The organism is Natrinema sp. 1APR25-10V2 (assembly GCF_031626495.1).
Classification (GTDB): Archaea; Halobacteriota; Halobacteria; order Halobacteriales; family Natrialbaceae; genus Natrinema.
In genome coordinates this window covers 44338-62504 of the sequence record NZ_JAMQOJ010000011.1, presented here as the reverse complement: position 1 = coordinate 62504, position 18167 = coordinate 44338, and the positions used below count along the sequence as shown (strand labels likewise).

The following is an 18167-nucleotide window of genomic DNA, read 5'->3' as shown; positions in this document are numbered from 1 at the left end:
TCCTATCTTGGATACAGTCTTTGTTATCAACGCTTTGTGAGTGAGAAGGTCCGTCCTACTGTCCCGGGAAGCTAGTAACTGGCATTAGTCAGCAAGCGAGCGAGGGAAGTGCCGAATTTCTCGACTGTTTCGCCCGGATTTAGCCGACAGAACCACCAACGGTAGCAGAAAGAGTACTTCAGATCTGATTTAATGACTGTGTGAGGTATTCAGATTAAAACGGAATAATAATTTTTAGAACCATTCAAGAAGAGATATCGTTTTGTAAGGAAATTACGGGGACGGCATGGGGATAATATGCCAATCAATCCGATCCTATAACTCATTTTATACCAGTTTCGATACCAATTCTAGTGTAAGTCAAGCAAAACGACGCGCAAAGGTCGGTTCTAATCCTTTTTGAGGCGCTCTATTTCGATCACAATCTCGTATAGGTGCTGAAACCATGATTTGGTTTAATACGAGATATGATCGACAGGCTTGCTTGGGCAACGCGCCGTGGCATCCGCTCGGATCGGTCGGACGAGCTGTGAAGGTATCGTGCAGCCGGCCGGTACGTAGAGACAGTTCCGGTGGTCCGCGCGTGTATGCCCACTCGCGAAACAAACACAAACCATGAAACGAACAATCAGATCGGCAATCACGGTCGCACTGGCTCTCGGCCTAATGCTCACGATGGGTGCAGGGGCCGCGGCAGCGTCTAGTAACTACGGTCAGACGGATGCTGTCGTCCAAGTTAACTCCGTCAGCGATTCACCGACACTCTCTGATGCATCCGGGGGAGCTATCGTGATCGGTGGCCAACACGCTGATACCACGCAGAGTGCCGACGCTGCATCTTCTGCTTGGTCTAGCAGCGCCTCCAATGCCGAGGCCGACGGTGACGCCACGTCTGAGAGTAACCCCACGGCTGAGGGCGACACCACGGCCGAGGGCGACGCTGAAGGCGAGGACGCTGAGGCTGAGAACGAAGCCGAAGGTGAGAACGAAGCCGAAGGTGAGAGCGAAGCCTCGACTGAGAACGAGGCTGAGAGCGAGTCCGAAAGCGAGGCCGAGAGCGAGGCCGAAGGCGGTGAAAATGAGAATGAAGTCGATCAGGAGATGGAACTCGAAGACATCTACGGCGGTGACGGCGGAACCGCCAACAGCTTCAGCTCGTTCGATCAGAGTAACCAGAACCTTGGGTTCTAATATCGAGTAGAGCCGAACCTCAAAATATTTCCTTTTTCGGACTATATAAGGCAGTCATCATTTCGCAGCCGAAGTCAGACCGAAATTGTAGAGTTGAGCGTACTCTAATCACCAGGAAATTGAATGCTATAGTTCTATTTCTGGGATGACGCTCGCTTGGCTCGTTGTATCACTTCTCGAATCGGATATTCTGTCTCACTCGCGACCGCCGCCGCCTCGTCGTACTCCGCGCTCACGTCGTAGACCTCGCCGTCGGCATCGCTCGCGATTTTCACGGTGACCTCGTACTCCTCGCCGTCTATCTCGAGCGTCACCGTCTCGAACTCCCGCTGGGCGATCCACCGATGGGTCACACCGGCATCGCGAACGCCGAGCGTCCCGGTCTCCTCGGCCAGCGCTCGAGCGACGCGTTCCCGATCTTCGGGCTTGCAGATGACCTTCACGAGGTGGCCGGGACGGGACTTCTTCATCGTCGCGGGGAGGACCGACACGTCTCGCGCGCCCGCACGCGAGAGCGACTCCTGTAGTCCGCCCAATACCTCGGGCGTCGCGTCGTCCAGATTGGTCTCGAGCACCGCGATATCGTCTTTCACCAGCGCACCCTCACCGGTTCCGATCAGTGCGCGCAGCACGTTCGGGTGCGGATCGAGGTCGTAGCCCCCGGCGCCGTAGCCCGACGCCTCGAGGGAAAGCGCGGGCAGGGAGTCGACGCCGTCGGCGACGTGGCCCAGGATCGCCGCGCCGGTGGGTGTCAGCAGTTCGGCGTCGACGGGGCCACCCCGCAGCGACCAGTCGGCCCGCTGGGCGATTTCGACGACCGCCGGCGTCGGGACGGGGTACTCGCCGTGGCTCATCGACACCGTTCCGCCGCCGGTCGCGAGCGGCGTCGTGACGACGCGGTCGGGTTCGAGGTCGTGGAGCAACGCCGCGGCCCCGACCACGTCTGCGATGGCGTCGTCGGCACCGACCTCGTGGAAGTGGATCGACTCGAGGTCCTCGCCGTGGACGCCGGCTTCCGCCTCGCCGAGCAGTTCGAAGATCGCGAGCGCGTCGCGTTCGACCCCCGGCTCGAGGCCCATGTCGGCGACGATCTCGCGGACCTCGGTGTAACTGCGGTGGGGTCCGTGTCCCTCGGCGCGGACGCCGTCGTCGTGGCCGTGGCTGTGACCGTGATCGTGCCCACCGTGGTCGTGGTCTTCGTGATGGTGGCCGTGTCCGTCGTCACCGTGGTCGTGGCTGCGGTCGTCTTCGTCGTCCCGCTCGTCGGTACCGTGGTCGTGTCCACCGTCGCCAGGGCGTTCGCCCGACAGGAACACGTCGACTGTCGTCGCGGCGATGCCGCTCTTCTCGGCGTCGCCGATCCGATACTCGAGGTCGAGGGCGTCCGCGACGGGCTCGAGAGCGTCGGGATCGGCTCCGGCGTCGATGAGGGCAGCGAGGAGCATGTCGCCGCTGGCACCCATGCGGCCGTCGAAGGCCAGAATTCGCATACGTACGATGGGGCGTGGAAGCCGCAAAAACCCTCCCCTCTCGCCCGCTCGAGCGGCTGTCGATAGGGCCAAAACCGTCCGAGTCCGGTACATCTTTGTAGCGTCCCGACTTAAGTGACTGTGGTACCAACTAGCACAGAAATGTGGGCTAACACAAAACATATCCGCTCACGAATCGGAGTCATTGACATCGCCGTCCATCCCTAAATCATGAACGAAGTCCAACTTGAGGTTGCCAAGGCGTACCCGAACGACTCGGGTCGTGGTATCGCCCGACTCGACCCGGACACGCTGTTGCATCTGAAGCTCAGTCCGGGCGACATCATCGAAATCGAGGGCGCAGACACTACTGCCGCGAAGGTCTGGCGCGCAGACCGGCAGGACTGGAACACGGATACCGTCCGCATCGACGGCTTCACCCGCCAGAACGCTGACGTCGGCATCGGCGAGCGAGTAACGATCCGCAAGGCCGAAGCGACGAAAGCCGACAAGCTCACCCTCGCGCCGCCGGAGGAGGCGTCGGTTCAGTTCGGTTCCGACGCCGCCGGCATGGTGAAACGACAGATCCTCAAACGGCCGGTCGTCGGCCGCGACATCGTTCCCGTGATGTCCTCGACGAACCACCCGTTCATGCGCTCGCCGGGGCAGGCGATCCCGCTGATCGCCGTCGAGACCGAACCCGAGGGCGTCGTCCTCATCACCGAGGACACCGACGTCGAACTCCGCGAGGAACCCATCTCGGGCTTCGAGAAGACCGGGGGCGGGATCACCTACGAGGACATCGGCGGCCTGCAAAACGAGATCCAGCGCGTCCGGGAGATGGTCGAACTCCCGATGAAGCATCCGCAGATCTTCAAGAAGCTCGGCATCGAGCCGCCACAGGGGGTTCTCCTCCACGGCCCGCCCGGGACCGGGAAGACGCTGCTCGCGAAAGCGGTCGCCAACGAGACCTCCGCCAGTTTCTTCTCTATCGCCGGCCCGGAGATCATCTCGAAGTACTACGGCGAGTCCGAACAGCAGCTCAGGGAGATCTTCGAGGACGCCACCGAGGAGTCGCCCTCGATCATCTTCATCGACGAACTCGACTCCATCGCGCCCAAGCGCGAGGACGTCACCGGCGAGGTCGAGCGCCGCGTCGTCGCCCAGCTGCTGACGATGATGGACGGCCTCGAGTCCCGCGGCCAGGTGATCGTCATCGCGGCGACAAACCGTGTCGACTCGGTCGACCCTGCACTGCGTCGCCCCGGCCGGTTCGACCGTGAGATCGAGATCGGCGTCCCCGACGAGACGGGTCGCGAGGAGATCCTCCAGATCCACACCCGCGGGATGCCGCTGTCCGACGACGTGAGCCTCGGTCACCTGGCCGACGAGACCCACGGCTTCGTCGGTGCCGACATCGAGAGTCTCACGAAAGAGGCCGCGATGAAGGCACTGCGGCGCTACCTCCCCGAGATCGATCTCGACGAGGAGGACATCCCGCCGAGCCTCATCGACCGGATGATCGTCAAGCGCGAGGACTTCCGCGGTGCGCTGAACGAGGTCGAGCCCTCGGCGATGCGCGAGGTCCTCGTCGAACTGCCGAAGATTTCGTGGGACGACGTGGGCGGCCTCCACGACGCCAAAGAGCAGGTCCAGGAGTCCGTCGAGTGGCCCCTCTCGAACCCCGAGCGGTTCGACCGGCTGGGCGTCGATCCGCCGGCCGGCGTGTTGCTCTACGGCCCGCCCGGGACCGGGAAGACGCTGATGGCCAAGGCCGTCGCCAACGAGACCAACGCGAACTTCATCTCGGTGCGCGGCCCGCAGCTGCTCTCGAAGTGGGTCGGTGAATCGGAGAAGGCCATCCGGCAGACCTTCCGCAAGGCGCGGCAGGTCTCCCCGACGGTGATCTTCTTCGACGAACTCGACGCGCTCGCGCCGGGCCGGGGCGGTGAGACCGGCTCGAACGTCTCCGAGCGGGTCGTCAACCAGCTCCTCACCGAACTCGACGGGTTAGAGGAGATGGGCAACGTGATGGTCATCGGCGCGACCAACCGGCCGGACATGATCGATCCCGCGCTGCTGCGCTCGGGGCGGTTCGATCGGCTGGTCATGATCGGCGAGCCCGACGTCGACGGCCGCGAACGGATCCTCGAGATCCACACGCAGGACACGCCGCTGGCCGCCGACGTCACGCTCCGAGAGATCGCCGAGATCACGGACGGCTACGTCGGCAGCGACCTCGAGTCGATCGCCCGCGAGGCGGCCATCGAGGCCCTGCGCGAGGACGAGGAGGCGGACGTCGTCGAGATGCGCCACTTCCGGCAGGCCATGGAGAACGTCCGGCCGACGATCACCGACGACATCCTCGATTACTACGAGCAGATCGAAGAGGAGTTCCAGGGCGGCACGGCGGGCGGCCCCGACCCGACCGGCCGCCGCGGGAGCCGGATCGGCTTCCAGTAACTCGAGCGCCGCCTCGACCCGTTTTCGCGTTTCGTTCTCGCTTTGGACCGATTTCGCGCGCCCGTTCCGCAGCGGAGCGCGTCTACCGCCCGTCAGTCGCTTCTCGAGCGGCCTCGAGGTGCCGGCGCTCGATCAGGACCTCGGACGCCTTTTCGTTCGCCGTCTCGGGGTCGTGCTCGTCGGCGACCTCCCGGATCGCCCGCATGGAGGCGTCCCTGATCAGCGCCTCGAGGTCGGCCCCGGTGTAGCCCTCGAGTTCCGCCGCGAGGTCGTCGAGATCGACGTCGTCGTCGAGCGGTTTCCCCTCGGTGTGGACCGCGAGGATCTTCTCGCGGGCCTCCCGGTCGGGTTCGCCGACGAAGACGTGGGTGTCGAGTCGGCCGGGGCGCAGCAGTGCGGGGTCGATCTGGTCCTTGCGGTTTGTCGCGGCCAGTACGACGAGGTTGGGGTTCTCGCGCATCCCGTCGAGTTCGGTCAGCAGTTGCGAGACGACCCGCTCGGTGACCTCGTGGCCCTCGCCGCGGGCGGCCGTGATCGCGTCGATCTCGTCGAAGAAGACGATCGACGGGGCCGACTGGCGGGCGCGCTCGAACACCTCGCGGATCGCCTTCTCGCTCTCGCCGACGTAGCGGTCGATGATCTCGGGGCCGTCGACGCGGACGAAGTTCACGTCGGTCTCGCCCGCCAGCGCACGGGCGAGCAGCGTCTTCCCCGTCCCCGGCGGGCCGTGGAGGAGGACGCCGGAGGGCGGCTCGGTGTTGGTCTCCTCGAAGAGTCGGTCGTAGACCAGCGGCCACTCGACGGACTCCTGGAGCGTGTCCTTCGCCGTCTCGAGTCCGCCCACGTCCGAGAAGTCGATCGTCGGCGACTCGGCGACGTACTCGCGCATCGCGGACGGCTCGACGGAGGCCAGCGCCGCGTCGAAGTGGGACTTTCGGACCGTCGGATTTCGGTTCCACTCGCGGCGCTCGTCGGTATCCGAGGGGCGGTCGCGGATGGCGGCCATCGCGGCCTCGCTCGCGACGGCGTCCAGGTCCGCCCCGACGAAACCGTGTGTCCGGCGTGCGATCGCGTCGACGTCGACGTCTTCTGCGAGTGGCATCCCGCGGGTGTGGACCTCGAGAATCTCGCGCCGGCCCTCCTCGTCGGGAACGCCGATCCCGATCTCGCGGTCGAACCGGCCGCCCCTGCGAAGCGCCGGATCGATCGTGTTAACGCGGTTGGTCGCGCCGATGACGATCACTTCGCCGCGGGCGTCGAGGCCGTCCATCAGGGTCAGCAACTGGCCGACGATCCGGTTTTCGGCGTCGCCCTCGTCGTCGCGCGTGCCGGCGATCGAGTCGATCTCGTCGAAGAAGATGATCGTCGGCGCGTTCGCTTCGGCCGTTTCGAACACTTCGCGGAGCCGCTCTTCGCTTTCGCCCTTGTACTTCGACATGATCTCCGGCCCCGAGATCGTCTCGAAGTTGGCGTCGACCTCGTTGGCAACGGCGCGCGCGATTAGCGTCTTCCCGGTCCCCGGCGGGCCGTGCAGTAGAACGCCCGACGGCGGCTCGACGCCGAGCCGTCGGAACAGCTCCGGCTCCGACAGCGGAAGCTCGATCATCTCGCGGACGAGCTCGAGTTCCTCGTCCAGACCGCCGATGTCTTCGTAGGTAACGCCGGAACTCGGCGCGGGCGCTTCCCCACCTTCGCGGCCGGCGTCGGCGGTAGTCGACACGCCCGTCGATTCGTCGGACTGCCGGCCGCGGTCGGCGGATCCGCCCTGGGTCCCGCTCGAGCCCGGAATGCCGTCGGCCTTCCCATCGGGGTCGACGAGCCGAACCGTCGTCGAACTCGTGATTCGAACGTCGCCGCCGGGATCCGTGTCGGTGACCCGGAACGGCTGCTGGTCGATGCCCTCGATTCGGACTTGCTCGCCGGCGCGTACCGGCCGGTTTCGCAATTTCTCAGCCGTCCCGTTCTCGGCGGCCCGCAACTGGTTCTCGGTGAGCCCCGGCGGCGCGGTCAGCGTAATCCGAACGGCGTCGGCGATGCTCGAGTTGTCCTTCGGCCGGACGGTCACGGTATCGCCGACGTGCGCGCCGGCGTTGGCGCGGGTGTCTCCATCGATCTGGATCGCGTCGTCGGGGACCGACGGATCGGCCGGCCACATCTTGGCGATCGTCGTCTCGTCGCCCTCGATTACGACAGCGTCGCCGCTCAAGATGCCGAGCCGTCGCCGCGCCGGCTCCGGGATCCGTGCGACGCCTCGACCCGCGTCCCCTTTCTCCGCGGCGCGCACCGACAGCGTGACGCCGCCCGATTCCGACGAACTCATATCCGTTCCTTTCGGGCGAGCCGTCTTGAGAATTGTCCCATCGCCGGCCGGCGGAACCGAGACGCGGTCGCTCACTACAGCGCGTTCTCGAGCAACCGATCGATCCCGCGACGGAGTCGCTCGGAGGCCGAGGGGGCAGAGATCCCCAGCCGATCGCCGATCTCCTCGGTCGAGGCCTCCCGCGGGATCGCGAAGTAGCCTGCCTCGCGGGCCGCGACCAGCGCCTCGTACTGTTCGCGAGTGAGCCCGAACGGCGGATCGTCGGTCGACGACTCCGGGGTGAGCCGCTCGAGTTTGAAGGTGCCGCCGCGGTCAGTGACGAACGAACGGTACTCCGCGAGCGCCGCTCGGTCGGGAAACCGGGCCCGCCCCCACCAGCCGTCCACGGTCACGATTCCGCCCAACGGCGTCGTTCCGAGTTCGACGAACTTCCGGTAGATCGGTAGCGGCGGATCGCGCAGCCTGATTCGGTACGTCGCCCCGCCGTCCGCACCGTCGATCGGTGTCTGCGTGTCGACGGTCGGGTCGTCCTCGAGCGCGTCCCCGAACTCGTGGTCGGCGTCGTCGACCGCTCGGCAGAGCACGACCGGTCGATCGGGGTCGTCGACCAGAATGCGGTCGATGTAGACCGTGATCTCCGGAACGGCCGCCACCGCGTCCGTCAGCGGCAGGTCGGCGGAGTTGACCTGATACTCGGCGATGAGTCCCATGCGTCCCCTTCGATCCTCCTTTCACTTAAACACCCTAATCTATGAGATACAAGACCATCGGCCGCCGGCGCATATGTTCGGGTGAGAATGGCCACTAACGAGCCGGCGATGCAACTCGAGACGGGAATCCGATCGCACAACTACTACCGAAACGCGGTCGAGAAACACTGGGACCCCCACGAGATCGACCTCGAGGCGGACCGCGAGGGAGCCGCCGAACTGCCCGACCCGGCGTTCGAGGGCCTCAAGCAGTCGCTCGCACTGTTCGGCGCGGGCGAGGAGTCGGTGACGGAGGACCTCGCACCGCTGGCGGTCGTCCTCGAGGACATCGAGGACCAGATGTTCCTCACGACGCAACTGTACGAGGAGTCCAAACACACCGACTTCTTCGATCGCTACTGGCGCGAAGTCGTCCGTCCGGAAGAGGAGCGACGCGGTCAAGAGCTGTCGTCGCCGACCGACGAGAAGTGGTTCAACGAGCCGTACGACGAACTGTTCGAGCGCAACGAGCGGGCGATGGCGCTGCTGCTCGAGGAGGATACGCCGGAAAACCGCGCGAAGGCCCACTGCCACTACCACCTGACGATCGAGGGAATCCTGGCCCAGACCGGCTACTACGGACTCACCCTCGCCTACGGCGAGAACGAACCCGACCTGCCCGACCTGCCGGGACTGGTCGAGGGGCTCAAGCTGGTCCGCAGCGACGAGGGGCGCCACGTCGGCTTCGGAATGGCGAAACTCAAGGAACTCGTCGCCAGCGGCGAGGTCGACGCCGACCTCCTCCGCGAGACGGTCGACGAACTGGTCCCGCTCGTTCAGGAGAGTCTGACGAGCGACGAGAGCGCCAGTTCCGAGGGCGGCCCCGGTGCGAGCCCGTCCGAACTGGCCGACTACGCCTACACCAAACACGAACAGCGGATGCGCCAGATCACCAGCGCGAGCGAGCAGATTCCGGACGTGGAAGAGCTGACCGAACTCGAGGCCTAACGCGCCAGTCACTGCGTTTCCTCGTTCCTCGTTTCTCGGCGCGGCGACACACCGGAGAAACGCCTTTTGTCGTTCGTGTGCCATCGAATACTATGGTAGTCCAGACCGAACGCGACGACACCACGTGGTACGAGTGCGAAACCTGTGGGCTCCTCTTCGACGAGAAGTCGGACGCGGCGGAACACGAAGAACGGTGCGACGACAGCGACCCGTCCTACATCCAGTGAGGCGTCGTTCGAGTCACTCGAGCCGTTCCCGATGCTCGGCCGCCAACTCGCGTGCCGCCTCGAGCGTATGCGTTTCCGTCCACCGGACGCGGTCGCCGTCGCCGTAGGCGAGCACGCTCTTGAGTTCGTCCCGGAGGACGCCGTGGTCGACCGCCAGCACGGTCCCCGAGTCGTCGCCGAGTTCGTAGACGCCGGGCCGGTCCGGCGCGCCGGCGATCGTCTCGCGCTCGAGGTCGCGCCAGGGCTTTTGCAGCGGCATCAGCCCCCGTCACCCTCGTCGTCGTTTCCGTCGCCCTCGACGAGTTCGTAGGCGTGTTCGCTCATCTCGTCCTCGGCGAAGACGAAGACGCGCCCGTCGACGAGCGAGAGATCGGCCTCGACGCGGACCGAGTAGCCCTCCGTCGCGACGGTGACGCCCGGGAACAGTTCCTCCTCGTCGTCGCGCTCTAACATCACCCGGCCGACGCCGGTCGACTCGAGGATGTCGTCGTGGGTGTTCCGGTCGTTGACGTAGGTCATGACGCCCTCGACGCCGTCGGGATCGGTGACGAGGACGTGGACCTCCTTGCCCGGCGGCGTCGTGACCGCCCCGTCGACGGGTTCGGGCGGGCCATGATAGAACACGTCCCGGCCGTCCAGATACTCGACGACGACGCCGCCGTCGACGAGGTCGACCCCGATCGTGCTCGGGGCGACGTTGTTCCGTGCGCTCATGGCAACTCGTTCGGGCGGATCGGGGAAAAGCGGTGTGTTCCACCGCTCGTCGGTTCGTCGTCGCTCGTCGAAGCGGAACCGTCAGAAGTTACTTGTCCACAGGTTGAGACGAGTAGGGTATGCCGGGTACACCGTTTCTCTCCGGAAAGCGACTCGACCTCTGCCCCGTCGAACCCGACGACCACCCGTTCCTAGCACGTCACTGGAACGATCCCGCAGTCCGCCACGGAACGAACAGGTACGACCCGCTGACCGAGTCAGACGTTGCGGACGTCTGTACGGCCGACGACGCCGTTCACTTTCTCGCCTGTCGGGACGGCGATCCGGTCGGTCTGACGTGGCTGTTTCGGATCGAGGACGTCAACCGCCGTGGTGATCTCGGGTATTGGATCGCGACTGACGAGGCGGGGCAGGGATACGCGACCGAGGCCGCGCGTCTCTGTCTCCGCCACGCGTTCGACGAGCGCAACCTCCGGAAAGTCGTCGCACGAGTCTTCGAGGACAACGTCGCCTCGATGCGGGTGCTCGAGAAACTCGGCTTTCGCGAGGCCGGCCGACTCCGGGAGCACTACTACGTCGACGGACGGTACGTCGATGCTATCCTCTACGAGGCCCTGTGCTCCGAGTTCCAGCGCGAGTGAGCCGATTCGCTCCGCGGGTGTGACATCAGGTGGAAGGCCCCGTCCAGCGTATCGTCAGCCGTAAGTAGCCGGTCTGAGAGTACTCGAGTATGGACGGCCGTGCTGTCGCCCCCGCAGCCGGGACGGTGCTCAACGCGCTCGCGACCGGGACCGGTTCGGCGTTCGCGATCGACCTCGAGACGACGGCGACCGTCGAACTCACCGACGACGGCGAGATCCGTGGTGAGGTCGACGGCCAGCCCGAGGCCGACACGACGCTCGTGGAACGCTGTGCCGAACTGACGATCGCCGACTACGCCGACCAGGCCGGACTCGACGAGTCGACGGTCGGTGCCCGCGTTCGCACCGAGAGCGAGGTGCCGATGGCCTCCGGGTTGAAGAGCTCCAGCGCCGCGGCCAACGCGACGGTGCTCGCGACTCTCGACGCCCTCGCGGTCGCCGACGCTGTCGAGCGGATCGAGGCCTGTCGGCTCGGCGTCCGGGCCGCTCGCGACGCCGGCGTGACGGTGACGGGCGCGTTCGACGACGCCAGTGCGAGTATGCTCGGCGGCGTGACAGTAACCGACAACACGGCCGACGCCCTGCTCGCTCGGGAGGAGGTCGACTGGCTGGCGCTGGTCTACACGCCACCCGAACAGTCCTACAGCGCCGACGCCGACGTCTCGGCCTGCGAACGGGTCGCCCCGATGGCGGATCTCGTCGAAGAACTCGCCCTCGACGGCCGCTACGGCGAGGCCATGACCGTCAACGGCTTCGCCTTCTGCGGCGCGCTCGAGTTCTCGACGGGGCCGATGATCGACGCCCTGCCCGACGTGGCCGGCGTCTCGCTGTCGGGAACCGGACCGAGCTACGTCGCCGTCGGCGACCGGGAAACGCTCGAGACGGTCCGAGAGCGCTGGGACGAGCGCGACGGAACGACACGATTACTGCAGACGCGAACGGACGGAACACGAACGATATGACTCGAGAGCCACAGAACGCGGCGACGGACGGGGGTACGGACGAAGAACGAACGCCGGACGAGATGAGCCTCGACGAACTGCGCGAGGAGATCCGGACGATCGATCAGGAGATCGTCGAACTGATCGCCCAGCGGACCTACGTCGCGGACACGATCGCGGCGGTCAAAGACGAACAGGGACTGCCGACGACAGACGAAAAGCAGGAACAGCAGGTCATGGAGCGGGCCGGCGACAACGCCGAGCAGTTCGACGTCGACGCGAATCTGGTAAAGGCGATTTTCCGGTTGCTGATCGAACTGAACAAGGTCGAGCAGCGCGAGAATCGGTAGCACGCGACGGAGATATTGCTCCGTTATTCATCAGCCGGTTCTAGCGAGACCCGTTCGACCTCGATGTCCTCGTAGTCTTTCTCCGATGAGAGCACGTTCAGTGTACGTGTTTCCGCAGTCGCTGCGTGGAACGCATCGAACGCCGTCATTCCCTCGTCGTAGTAGTTGACGGCCTTCAGAACGATTTGTCGCTCTTCCTCGTCTCGGACGGGGACGAGTTCGAGCAGATTTGCCACGAGTGGGACGTACTCGAACTCGTACCGTTCTCGGGCGAGAAGGAGTTCGAGATAGGAGAAGGCCGACGTTTCTACGTCGTACTCGTCGAGTGCCTCCTCTGCTGATTGTTGCAACTAGTCCGGATCTTTGGCGAGTGCGAGTAGAAAGTCAGTTTCGACGTAGACCGTCATCTATCGTCCCCGCTCTCACGGGCCTCAGCTTTCGCTTCTGCTTCGATGTCCGCACGAATATCATCGACGGAGGCGTCACGTAACTCGCCCGCCGCCTCGCGGACTGCAGCGAGCGGGTCGTCTGCAACCGGAACGAGTTCAATTCTGTCCTCGTACGTGACGAGGACGAACGCGGCGACCGTCGGACCGAACGCGCCGATTTCCGGAATCGCGGGTACGCCCTCGAGCAATCCGGCTTCGGCGAGCGCTTTCGGCACCCACACGCCCCACGACCAGCCGAACGTGAGCAAGAGAAACGCCGTCACGTCCCGCCGCCTCGAGCCCCGCTCGCCGGTGTCGGATCCCGCACCTCGCATACGTTCTCGGTTACAGCGCAGCGACACATAGTCCGGGGCGTCGATTCACGGCGCGGAACGGCCGTGCGACCGCGGACGGCGAGTCGCGGCCCCAGTCGTTTTCCCCGCAGCCGCGGTTGTCGTTTCTATGGTCCTCCCGATCCGGATGGGGTGGCGACATCTCCTGTTCGCCAGCTGGCCGCTCGAGCCCGAGACCGTCGCTAGTCACCTGCCGTCGGACCTCGAGCCCGACACGTACGAGGGGCAGGCGTGGCTCTCGGTCGTCCCGTATCGCAACGTCGACGTCCGGCCGCGCGGGGTGCCGGCCGCGGCCGGCTTCTCGCTGCCGGAACTCAATCTCCGGACGTACGTCACCTGCGACGGCGAGCCGGGCGTGTACTTCTTCAGCCTCGATGCACAGGGGCTGCTCGGAACCGTCGGTGCGCGGTTCTTTCACCACCTGCCGTACTACTACGCTCGAATGACGTTTCGGAGCGCCGACGGCGGAATCCGCGTGACGAGCAAGCGTCTCCACCCCGGCGAGCGCCCGGTGTTGTTCGACGCGACCTACGGACCGACGGGACCGGAATTCACTCCCGAACCCGGCTCGCGCGCCGCGTTTCTGACCGAGCGGTACCGCTTCTACACCGAGGACCCCGCCGGTCGCCTCCGGTACGCGGACATCGACCACGACCGCTGGACGCTTCACGAGGCAGACGTCACGATCCGGGAGAACACGCTGTTTCGCGCCAACGGCTTCGCAGCGCCCGCTGGGGAGCCGGTCTGCTACTACAGCCCCGGGACGGATATCGCCGCGACGCGGTGTCGGCGCTGGCGATGATCTACTCGGGCGTTCGGCTGTCGGCGACCGACGTCAGGACACGACGGTACACTGATTTGACAGCCCGTCCAACTGAGAGCCGATCGCAGTGAAACTGCTCGAGTACGCCGCCAGACGGGAGTGGCCACCGGTCGTCGGCGCGGTCCTCTTCGTCTCGCTGTTGGCCGCCGGCTACTACTACAATCTGACGTTCGTTCAGCTCGGCCTGTTCGACCTCGGCGTCAATCGCGTTGGGATGACCCACACCGCGGTGTCGCTCGGCATGGCACTCCTCGCATTGGTGGCACTCTGTAGCGCCGTCGGGACCGGCGTCGCCCTCGACCGGACCGGGTGGAGCCGGAATCTGTTAGTCAAGCTCCGGCTCGTGCTGGGGGTCGTCCTCTCCCAACTCGTCCTCACCGCCGCAGCGCCGTTCGTCGCCACGCCGACTCAGTTCTTCGCATGGATCGTCGTCTGTGCGCTCTCGCTGGGCGTCGGCATGCCGACGACGCTCAGCCTGACGATCGATTTCGTGCCCGTCCGCGACCGCGGCTACGTGGCCGCAGCCGTCGCCGGACTCTCGTTTTTCGTCGCCGCGATCTATCCCCTCGAGTGGTCGATCACGGAGTTCAGTCTGGTGATGGTCGCGGCGATGATACCCGGAGCCGTCGTCATCGGCGTCCTCGCGTCGGGACGCGTCGGCCTCGTCGAGACGCTCGCCGAGCAACACGCGGAGTTCGGCGTCGGGCGGTTCTGTCGCTCCGATCCCGTTCGCACGCGGAGCCTGACGTTCTGGACGCTCGTCGCCTTGCTGTTCGGCGTCTTCTTCATCGACAGCCTCGGTTTCCTCCGCCTCGTCGAGACGCCGACGTACATATTCACCTCGTGGCAGTCCCCGGACCTCCACGTTCGGTTGTTCATCGCGTGCGCCCACGTCGTCGGGGCCGGGATGGCGGGCGTCCTCTACACGGCTTTCGATCGACGGTGGCTGTTCCTGTGGGTCTTCGGGCTGTTCTCGTTCACCCACCTACTGTACACGTTCGACGTCCGATCCGCCGGAACCGGCGAGCCGCCGCTTCTCCTGCCGCTGTTTTACGTGCTGGCGGTCAGCTTCTACACGACGCTAAACTTCGCGCTCTGGCCCGATCTCTCGACGCCCGAGACGATCGGTACCCACTCCGCGATCGGCCTCGGGCTGGCCGGCTTTCTCGCGACCTTTCTCAGCACCGGCGTTGCCCTGTATTTCCGGGCGCTCGAGGTGTCACTGTACGACCACCTCAACGTCGTGAACTCGCTGGCGCTGCTGTTGTTCGTCGGGCTGGCGGTACTGCTATACGTGCGCCAAATGATCGTCATCGCACGCACGGAGGCCGCATGAGACCGGAACTCATCCCGTTGCTCGTCGTCGCGCTTCTCTTGCTTTCGGCCGGCGGGGCCGAGGTCGACCGGGCCGAGATCCTCCTCGACGGCGAGCACGCGGTCGACGACGCGGAGCACGCGGTGATCGTCGGCGACGCGACGCTAACCGTCCCGGCGAACGCGACCGTCTCGGGGCCGATCTACGTCATCGCCGGCGAGACGCGGGTTCGGGGCACCGTCGACGGTGACGTCGTCCAGCTCGCCGGTAACCTCACCGTCGAGGAGAGCGCGGCGATCGACGGCGAACTCCGCCTCGTCGGCGGGGAACGAACCGTGGCCGGCGGCGCGGCGATCGCCGACCAAACGTCGTTCGAGCCGGTTGCGCGGGATTCCTCGCCGCTCGCGACGGCTATCACGTTCGCGGTGCAGTCGCTGCTCGTGGGGGGAGCCGCGTTCGGGCTCGCCCGGCGGAAGCCGACCCTGCTTCGAAACGTCGGCGACTCGATCACCGACCACGCTCTCGTCAGCGCCACCGTCGGTCTGCTCGTGAGCGTGACTTCGCTGGCGCTGTTCGTCTTCATGGCCTTCACGCTGCTCCTGCTCCCCGTCAGCCTCCTCGGCCTGCTCGGTGGGCTCCTCGTCGTGAGCTACGGCTACGTCGTCTACGGCTACCTCCTCGGACGCTATCTCCCGCTCGAGCGGCCGGGGCTCGCCTCTGCCGTCGGTGCCGTCCTCTTTCTGGGGCTCCTGCGGGGGCTCTCCTGGCTCCCCGTCGTCGGCTCCTGGATCGGGCTGACGCTCTCGGTCGTCGGCATCGGCGCGACGTTGATCACGTACTTCGGGCTCCGCGAGTTCGAACCCGTCCAGCTACCGAATTAATGGTGAGTTTCGCGCACCCACGCGAGAGCCAGCTTCAACTGCGCTGCCCCTCCTGCGAGATGGGAGCGCTGTCGTCCCTTTATCGACGACCCCGGCGTAGGACCCGTGAGTCACTATGGTTTCCATCCTCGTCCCGTACGGCACCGGTGAGGGACAGACGGCGACGGTCGCCGATCGCATCGCGACGGTTCTCACGGACTGCGGTCACGACGCGACGGCGATCAACGTCGACGAGTCCCCCTCCGATCTCGAGGTCGACGACGTCGATGCCGTCTGTCTCGGCGCGTCGATCCACATGGGCAAACACCAGTCGTCGGTCCGAGAGTTCGTCAGCGCCAACCGCGACGCTCTGGCGGTGCGACCGACGGCGTTCTTCCAGTTGTCGATGTCGTCGGCCGTGGCCGACGAGGACCGACAGGCGGAGGCCGCGGGCTACGTCGACGAGTTCCTCGAGGAGACCGACTGGCACCCCGACCGGATCGGCCTCTTCGGCGGGGCGCTTCGCTACTCGAAGTACGGCTTCATCAAGCGCCTGCTGATGAAGCGGATCGCCAGGGACGCGACCGGCGACACGGACACGTCTCGAGACTACGAGTACACCGACTGGCACGAAGTCGAGGCCTTCGCCGCCGACTTCGCCGCGTTCGTCGAACACCGCCTCGGAATCGCTCCGCCCGACGCCACCGGTGGTGAGGCGAGTAGCGGAACCGGTAGCGAGAGCGATGACGGTCGGCCCGACGAAGCGGGGGCCGAATGAGCCAGTCTCGAGCCCCGCTTTCACGCTCGCTCGTTCTGGCGTCCCTCGCGACGCTGGTGCTGACCGTCGTCGCGACGGCCGCTGGGCTGTTCGTACCCGGCTTCTATCGTGATGCACCGGTACTGCTCCCCCAGCTGTACGGACAGGATCTGCTGACGTTGCTCGTCGCAGTCCCTGCGCTGGCCGCCTCGCTATACCTTGCCACTCGCGGGTCGCTTCGAGGGTACGTCGTCTGGCTCGGCGTGACCGGCTACTTCCTGTATACGTACGCCTCGTACGCGTTCATGACCGCGTTCAACGAACTGTATCTCGTCTACGTGGCGCTGCTCTGGTTGACGCTTTACGCGTTCGTCGGCGGAATGGTCCGTCTCGATGCGACCGCGCTGAAACGGGCCGTCGGCGAGGGATCGGTCCGCTCGTACGTCGCGTTCCAGTTCCTGTTCGTCGTGCTGATCGCGTTCGTCTGGCTCTCGGACATTCTCGCTGCCCTCGTCGCTGGAACGGTGCCCTCGAGCATCGCCGCAGCCGGGCTCGAAACGTCCGTCATCTACTCGCTGGACCTCGGAATCGTCGTACCGGCCGTCGCGCTCTCGGCGTTCTGGCTGCACAAGCGGCGGGCGTGGGGGTACGCCTTCACCGCGGTCCTGCTGGTCAAGATCGCGACGCTCGGCGGGGCCGTCTCGGCGATGGCGTTCTTCATGATTCGCGACGGCCAGCCCGTACCGGTGCCCCAACTCGTCATCTTCGGCGGGATCACGATCGTCAGCGTGCTCCTGCTGGCCCGGTACCTCCTCGCGATGGGAGCGACGGCGGATCGGTCTCCGCTCGAGTCAGCGGCCGATTCGAAGAGCGAGGCGTAGCCGTTCACGGCGTCTTCTCTGGGGGCACCGCCGCGTCGTCGATCGGTGCTCCCATCAGGTAGCCGCCGAAGGTGAGCAGCCACAGCATCGGGGGATAGACGATCATTCGCTCCGTTCCCCCGTGGCCGATCGGGCCGAACGCCGCCGCGTTGCCGGCGTCGCCGATCGCCATCAGGGCGACGAAGGCGATGCCGACGACGCCGGCGAGTATCGAGACGGCCTTCATCGGGCCGGCGAGACGGGTGCCGCTTGCGATCGCTTCCACGTTGAAAAACAGGAACGCGACGAGCGCGAAGAGCCCGTGCAGACCGCCGGTATCGAGCGGGAAAACCCCAGCACCGATGGCACCGATGGCACCGATGCCGGCGAGGACGTACACCGACAGGATCCATCGGCTGCCGTGCGTTCTGTAAAAGACGTATCCGCCGATACCGTTCAATAGTCCGACGGCGACCAGAGACGCGTTGAACAGGACGGCGGTTTCGGCGACGACGCCGAGATCGCTGATCGCACCCCCGCCGAAGTCGTACCCGGGTGCCATCGCAGCCCCGAGCATGATGACGGTCATGAACTGCGCTGACAGGACGAACAGTGCGAGTCCCGCGAATCGCTGGGTATCGCTCGTCGGCGTCTCGCTTTCGGTAACCGATTGCGCTGTTGCCATCGTCGTTCTCCGTCTCTCTAGCTCGTCACTGGCGAAAAAGCTGTGCGGGTGTGCGGAAGACTTCGCCCCCGGT

At 65.5% G+C, this 18167-nt stretch carries 20 protein-coding genes; 12 read left to right on the top strand and 8 right to left on the bottom strand.

Going from position 1 to position 18167, the window contains the following annotated elements; all coding sequences use genetic code 11:
- Nucleotides 1–615: 615 nt before the first annotated feature.
- Complete coding sequence (locus NDO75_RS26630; protein ID WP_310909565.1) at nt 616–1191, top strand: hypothetical protein; 576 nt, start codon at nt 616–618, stop codon at nt 1189–1191.
- A 134-nt stretch (nt 1192–1325) separates the two neighbouring features.
- Here NDO75_RS26630 and larC read toward each other — a convergent pair whose 3' ends face one another.
- Nucleotides 1326–2681 carry a nickel pincer cofactor biosynthesis protein LarC gene (larC, locus tag NDO75_RS26625; RefSeq protein ID WP_310909564.1) on the bottom strand — a complete coding sequence of 452 codons (1356 nt, stop codon included), beginning with the start codon at nt 2679–2681 and terminating at the stop codon, nt 1326–1328.
- A gap of 210 nt (nt 2682–2891) precedes the next feature.
- Here larC and NDO75_RS26620 point away from each other — a divergent pair, with 210 nt between their 5' ends.
- On the top strand, nt 2892–5123 hold the full coding sequence (locus NDO75_RS26620; RefSeq protein ID WP_310909563.1) for a CDC48 family AAA ATPase: 2232 nt from the start codon (nt 2892–2894) through the stop codon (nt 5121–5123).
- Nucleotides 5124–5205: 82 nt separating this feature from the next.
- Here the strand turns inward: NDO75_RS26620 and NDO75_RS26615 are convergent, their stop codons facing one another.
- On the bottom strand, nt 5206–7443 hold the full coding sequence (locus NDO75_RS26615) for an AAA family ATPase (RefSeq protein WP_310909625.1): 2238 nt from the start codon (nt 7441–7443) through the stop codon (nt 5206–5208).
- A gap of 74 nt (nt 7444–7517) precedes the next feature.
- Nucleotides 7518–8153, bottom strand: a complete 636-nt coding sequence (locus tag NDO75_RS26610; RefSeq protein ID WP_310909562.1) for a helix-turn-helix domain-containing protein — start codon at nt 8151–8153, stop codon at nt 7518–7520.
- An 87-nt stretch (nt 8154–8240) separates the two neighbouring features.
- Between NDO75_RS26610 and NDO75_RS26605 the strand changes: the two genes are divergently transcribed.
- Complete coding sequence (locus tag NDO75_RS26605) at nt 8241–9140, top strand: ribonucleotide-diphosphate reductase subunit beta (protein ID WP_310909561.1); 900 nt, start codon at nt 8241–8243, stop codon at nt 9138–9140.
- A 92-nt stretch (nt 9141–9232) separates the two neighbouring features.
- Nucleotides 9233–9367, top strand: a complete 135-nt coding sequence (locus tag NDO75_RS26600) for a hypothetical protein (RefSeq protein ID WP_310909560.1) — start codon at nt 9233–9235, stop codon at nt 9365–9367.
- A gap of 13 nt (nt 9368–9380) precedes the next feature.
- On the opposite strand, the gene NDO75_RS26595 is transcribed toward NDO75_RS26600, so the two are convergent.
- Both NDO75_RS26595 and NDO75_RS26590 read right to left on the bottom strand, forming a co-directional pair.
- Complete coding sequence (locus NDO75_RS26595; RefSeq protein WP_310909559.1) at nt 9381–9626, bottom strand: hypothetical protein; 246 nt, start codon at nt 9624–9626, stop codon at nt 9381–9383.
- Nucleotides 9626–10081, bottom strand: a complete 456-nt coding sequence (locus NDO75_RS26590; RefSeq protein WP_310909558.1) for a DUF5796 family protein — start codon at nt 10079–10081, stop codon at nt 9626–9628. Before NDO75_RS26590 ends, NDO75_RS26595 begins: the two co-directional genes overlap by 1 nt.
- A gap of 119 nt (nt 10082–10200) precedes the next feature.
- On the opposite strand from NDO75_RS26590, the gene NDO75_RS26585 reads away from it, so the two are divergent.
- From NDO75_RS26585 to NDO75_RS26575, 3 genes are all read left to right on the top strand, one after another.
- Nucleotides 10201–10722 carry a GNAT family protein gene (locus NDO75_RS26585; RefSeq protein WP_310909557.1) on the top strand — a complete coding sequence of 174 codons (522 nt, stop codon included), beginning with the start codon at nt 10201–10203 and terminating at the stop codon, nt 10720–10722.
- A gap of 89 nt (nt 10723–10811) precedes the next feature.
- Nucleotides 10812–11684 (top strand): shikimate kinase, encoded by an 873-nt coding sequence (locus tag NDO75_RS26580; RefSeq protein ID WP_310909556.1) that lies wholly within the window; start codon nt 10812–10814, stop codon nt 11682–11684.
- On the top strand, nt 11681–12013 hold the full coding sequence (locus tag NDO75_RS26575; RefSeq protein WP_310909555.1) for a chorismate mutase: 333 nt from the start codon (nt 11681–11683) through the stop codon (nt 12011–12013). Before NDO75_RS26580 ends, NDO75_RS26575 begins: the two co-directional genes overlap by 4 nt.
- A gap of 23 nt (nt 12014–12036) precedes the next feature.
- On the opposite strand, the gene NDO75_RS26570 is transcribed toward NDO75_RS26575, so the two are convergent.
- Both NDO75_RS26570 and NDO75_RS27870 read right to left on the bottom strand, forming a co-directional pair.
- Nucleotides 12037–12363 (bottom strand): PIN domain-containing protein, encoded by a 327-nt coding sequence (locus NDO75_RS26570; RefSeq protein ID WP_310909554.1) that lies wholly within the window; start codon nt 12361–12363, stop codon nt 12037–12039.
- A 53-nt stretch (nt 12364–12416) separates the two neighbouring features.
- A complete protein-coding gene (locus NDO75_RS27870) occupies nt 12417–12629 on the bottom strand; it encodes an AbrB/MazE/SpoVT family DNA-binding domain-containing protein (protein ID WP_345784933.1) in 213 nt (70 codons plus the stop codon).
- Between the two features lie 274 nt (nt 12630–12903).
- On the opposite strand from NDO75_RS27870, the gene NDO75_RS26560 reads away from it, so the two are divergent.
- From NDO75_RS26560 to NDO75_RS26540, 5 genes are all read left to right on the top strand, one after another.
- The gene (locus tag NDO75_RS26560) at nt 12904–13596 is read left to right on the top strand and encodes a DUF2071 domain-containing protein (RefSeq protein ID WP_310909552.1); all 693 of its coding nucleotides are present in this window, start codon (nt 12904–12906) and stop codon (nt 13594–13596) included.
- 88 nt (nt 13597–13684) lie between these two features.
- The gene (locus tag NDO75_RS26555; RefSeq protein WP_310909551.1) at nt 13685–14953 is read left to right on the top strand and encodes a hypothetical protein; all 1269 of its coding nucleotides are present in this window, start codon (nt 13685–13687) and stop codon (nt 14951–14953) included.
- Nucleotides 14950–15813, top strand: a complete 864-nt coding sequence (locus NDO75_RS26550; RefSeq protein ID WP_310909550.1) for a hypothetical protein — start codon at nt 14950–14952, stop codon at nt 15811–15813. The genes NDO75_RS26555 and NDO75_RS26550 overlap by 4 nt, the downstream gene beginning before the upstream one ends.
- Before the next feature lie 115 nt (nt 15814–15928).
- Complete coding sequence (locus NDO75_RS26545) at nt 15929–16570, top strand: flavodoxin domain-containing protein (RefSeq protein WP_310909549.1); 642 nt, start codon at nt 15929–15931, stop codon at nt 16568–16570.
- Entirely contained in the window at nt 16567–17430 is an 864-nt protein-coding gene (locus NDO75_RS26540; protein WP_310909548.1) for a hypothetical protein, read from the top strand. Before NDO75_RS26545 ends, NDO75_RS26540 begins: the two co-directional genes overlap by 4 nt.
- Nucleotides 17431–17434: 4 nt before the next feature.
- Here the strand turns inward: NDO75_RS26540 and NDO75_RS26535 are convergent, their stop codons facing one another.
- The gene (locus NDO75_RS26535) at nt 17435–18094 is read right to left on the bottom strand and encodes a DUF998 domain-containing protein (RefSeq protein WP_310909547.1); all 660 of its coding nucleotides are present in this window, start codon (nt 18092–18094) and stop codon (nt 17435–17437) included.
- Nucleotides 18095–18167: the final 73 nt, after the last annotated feature.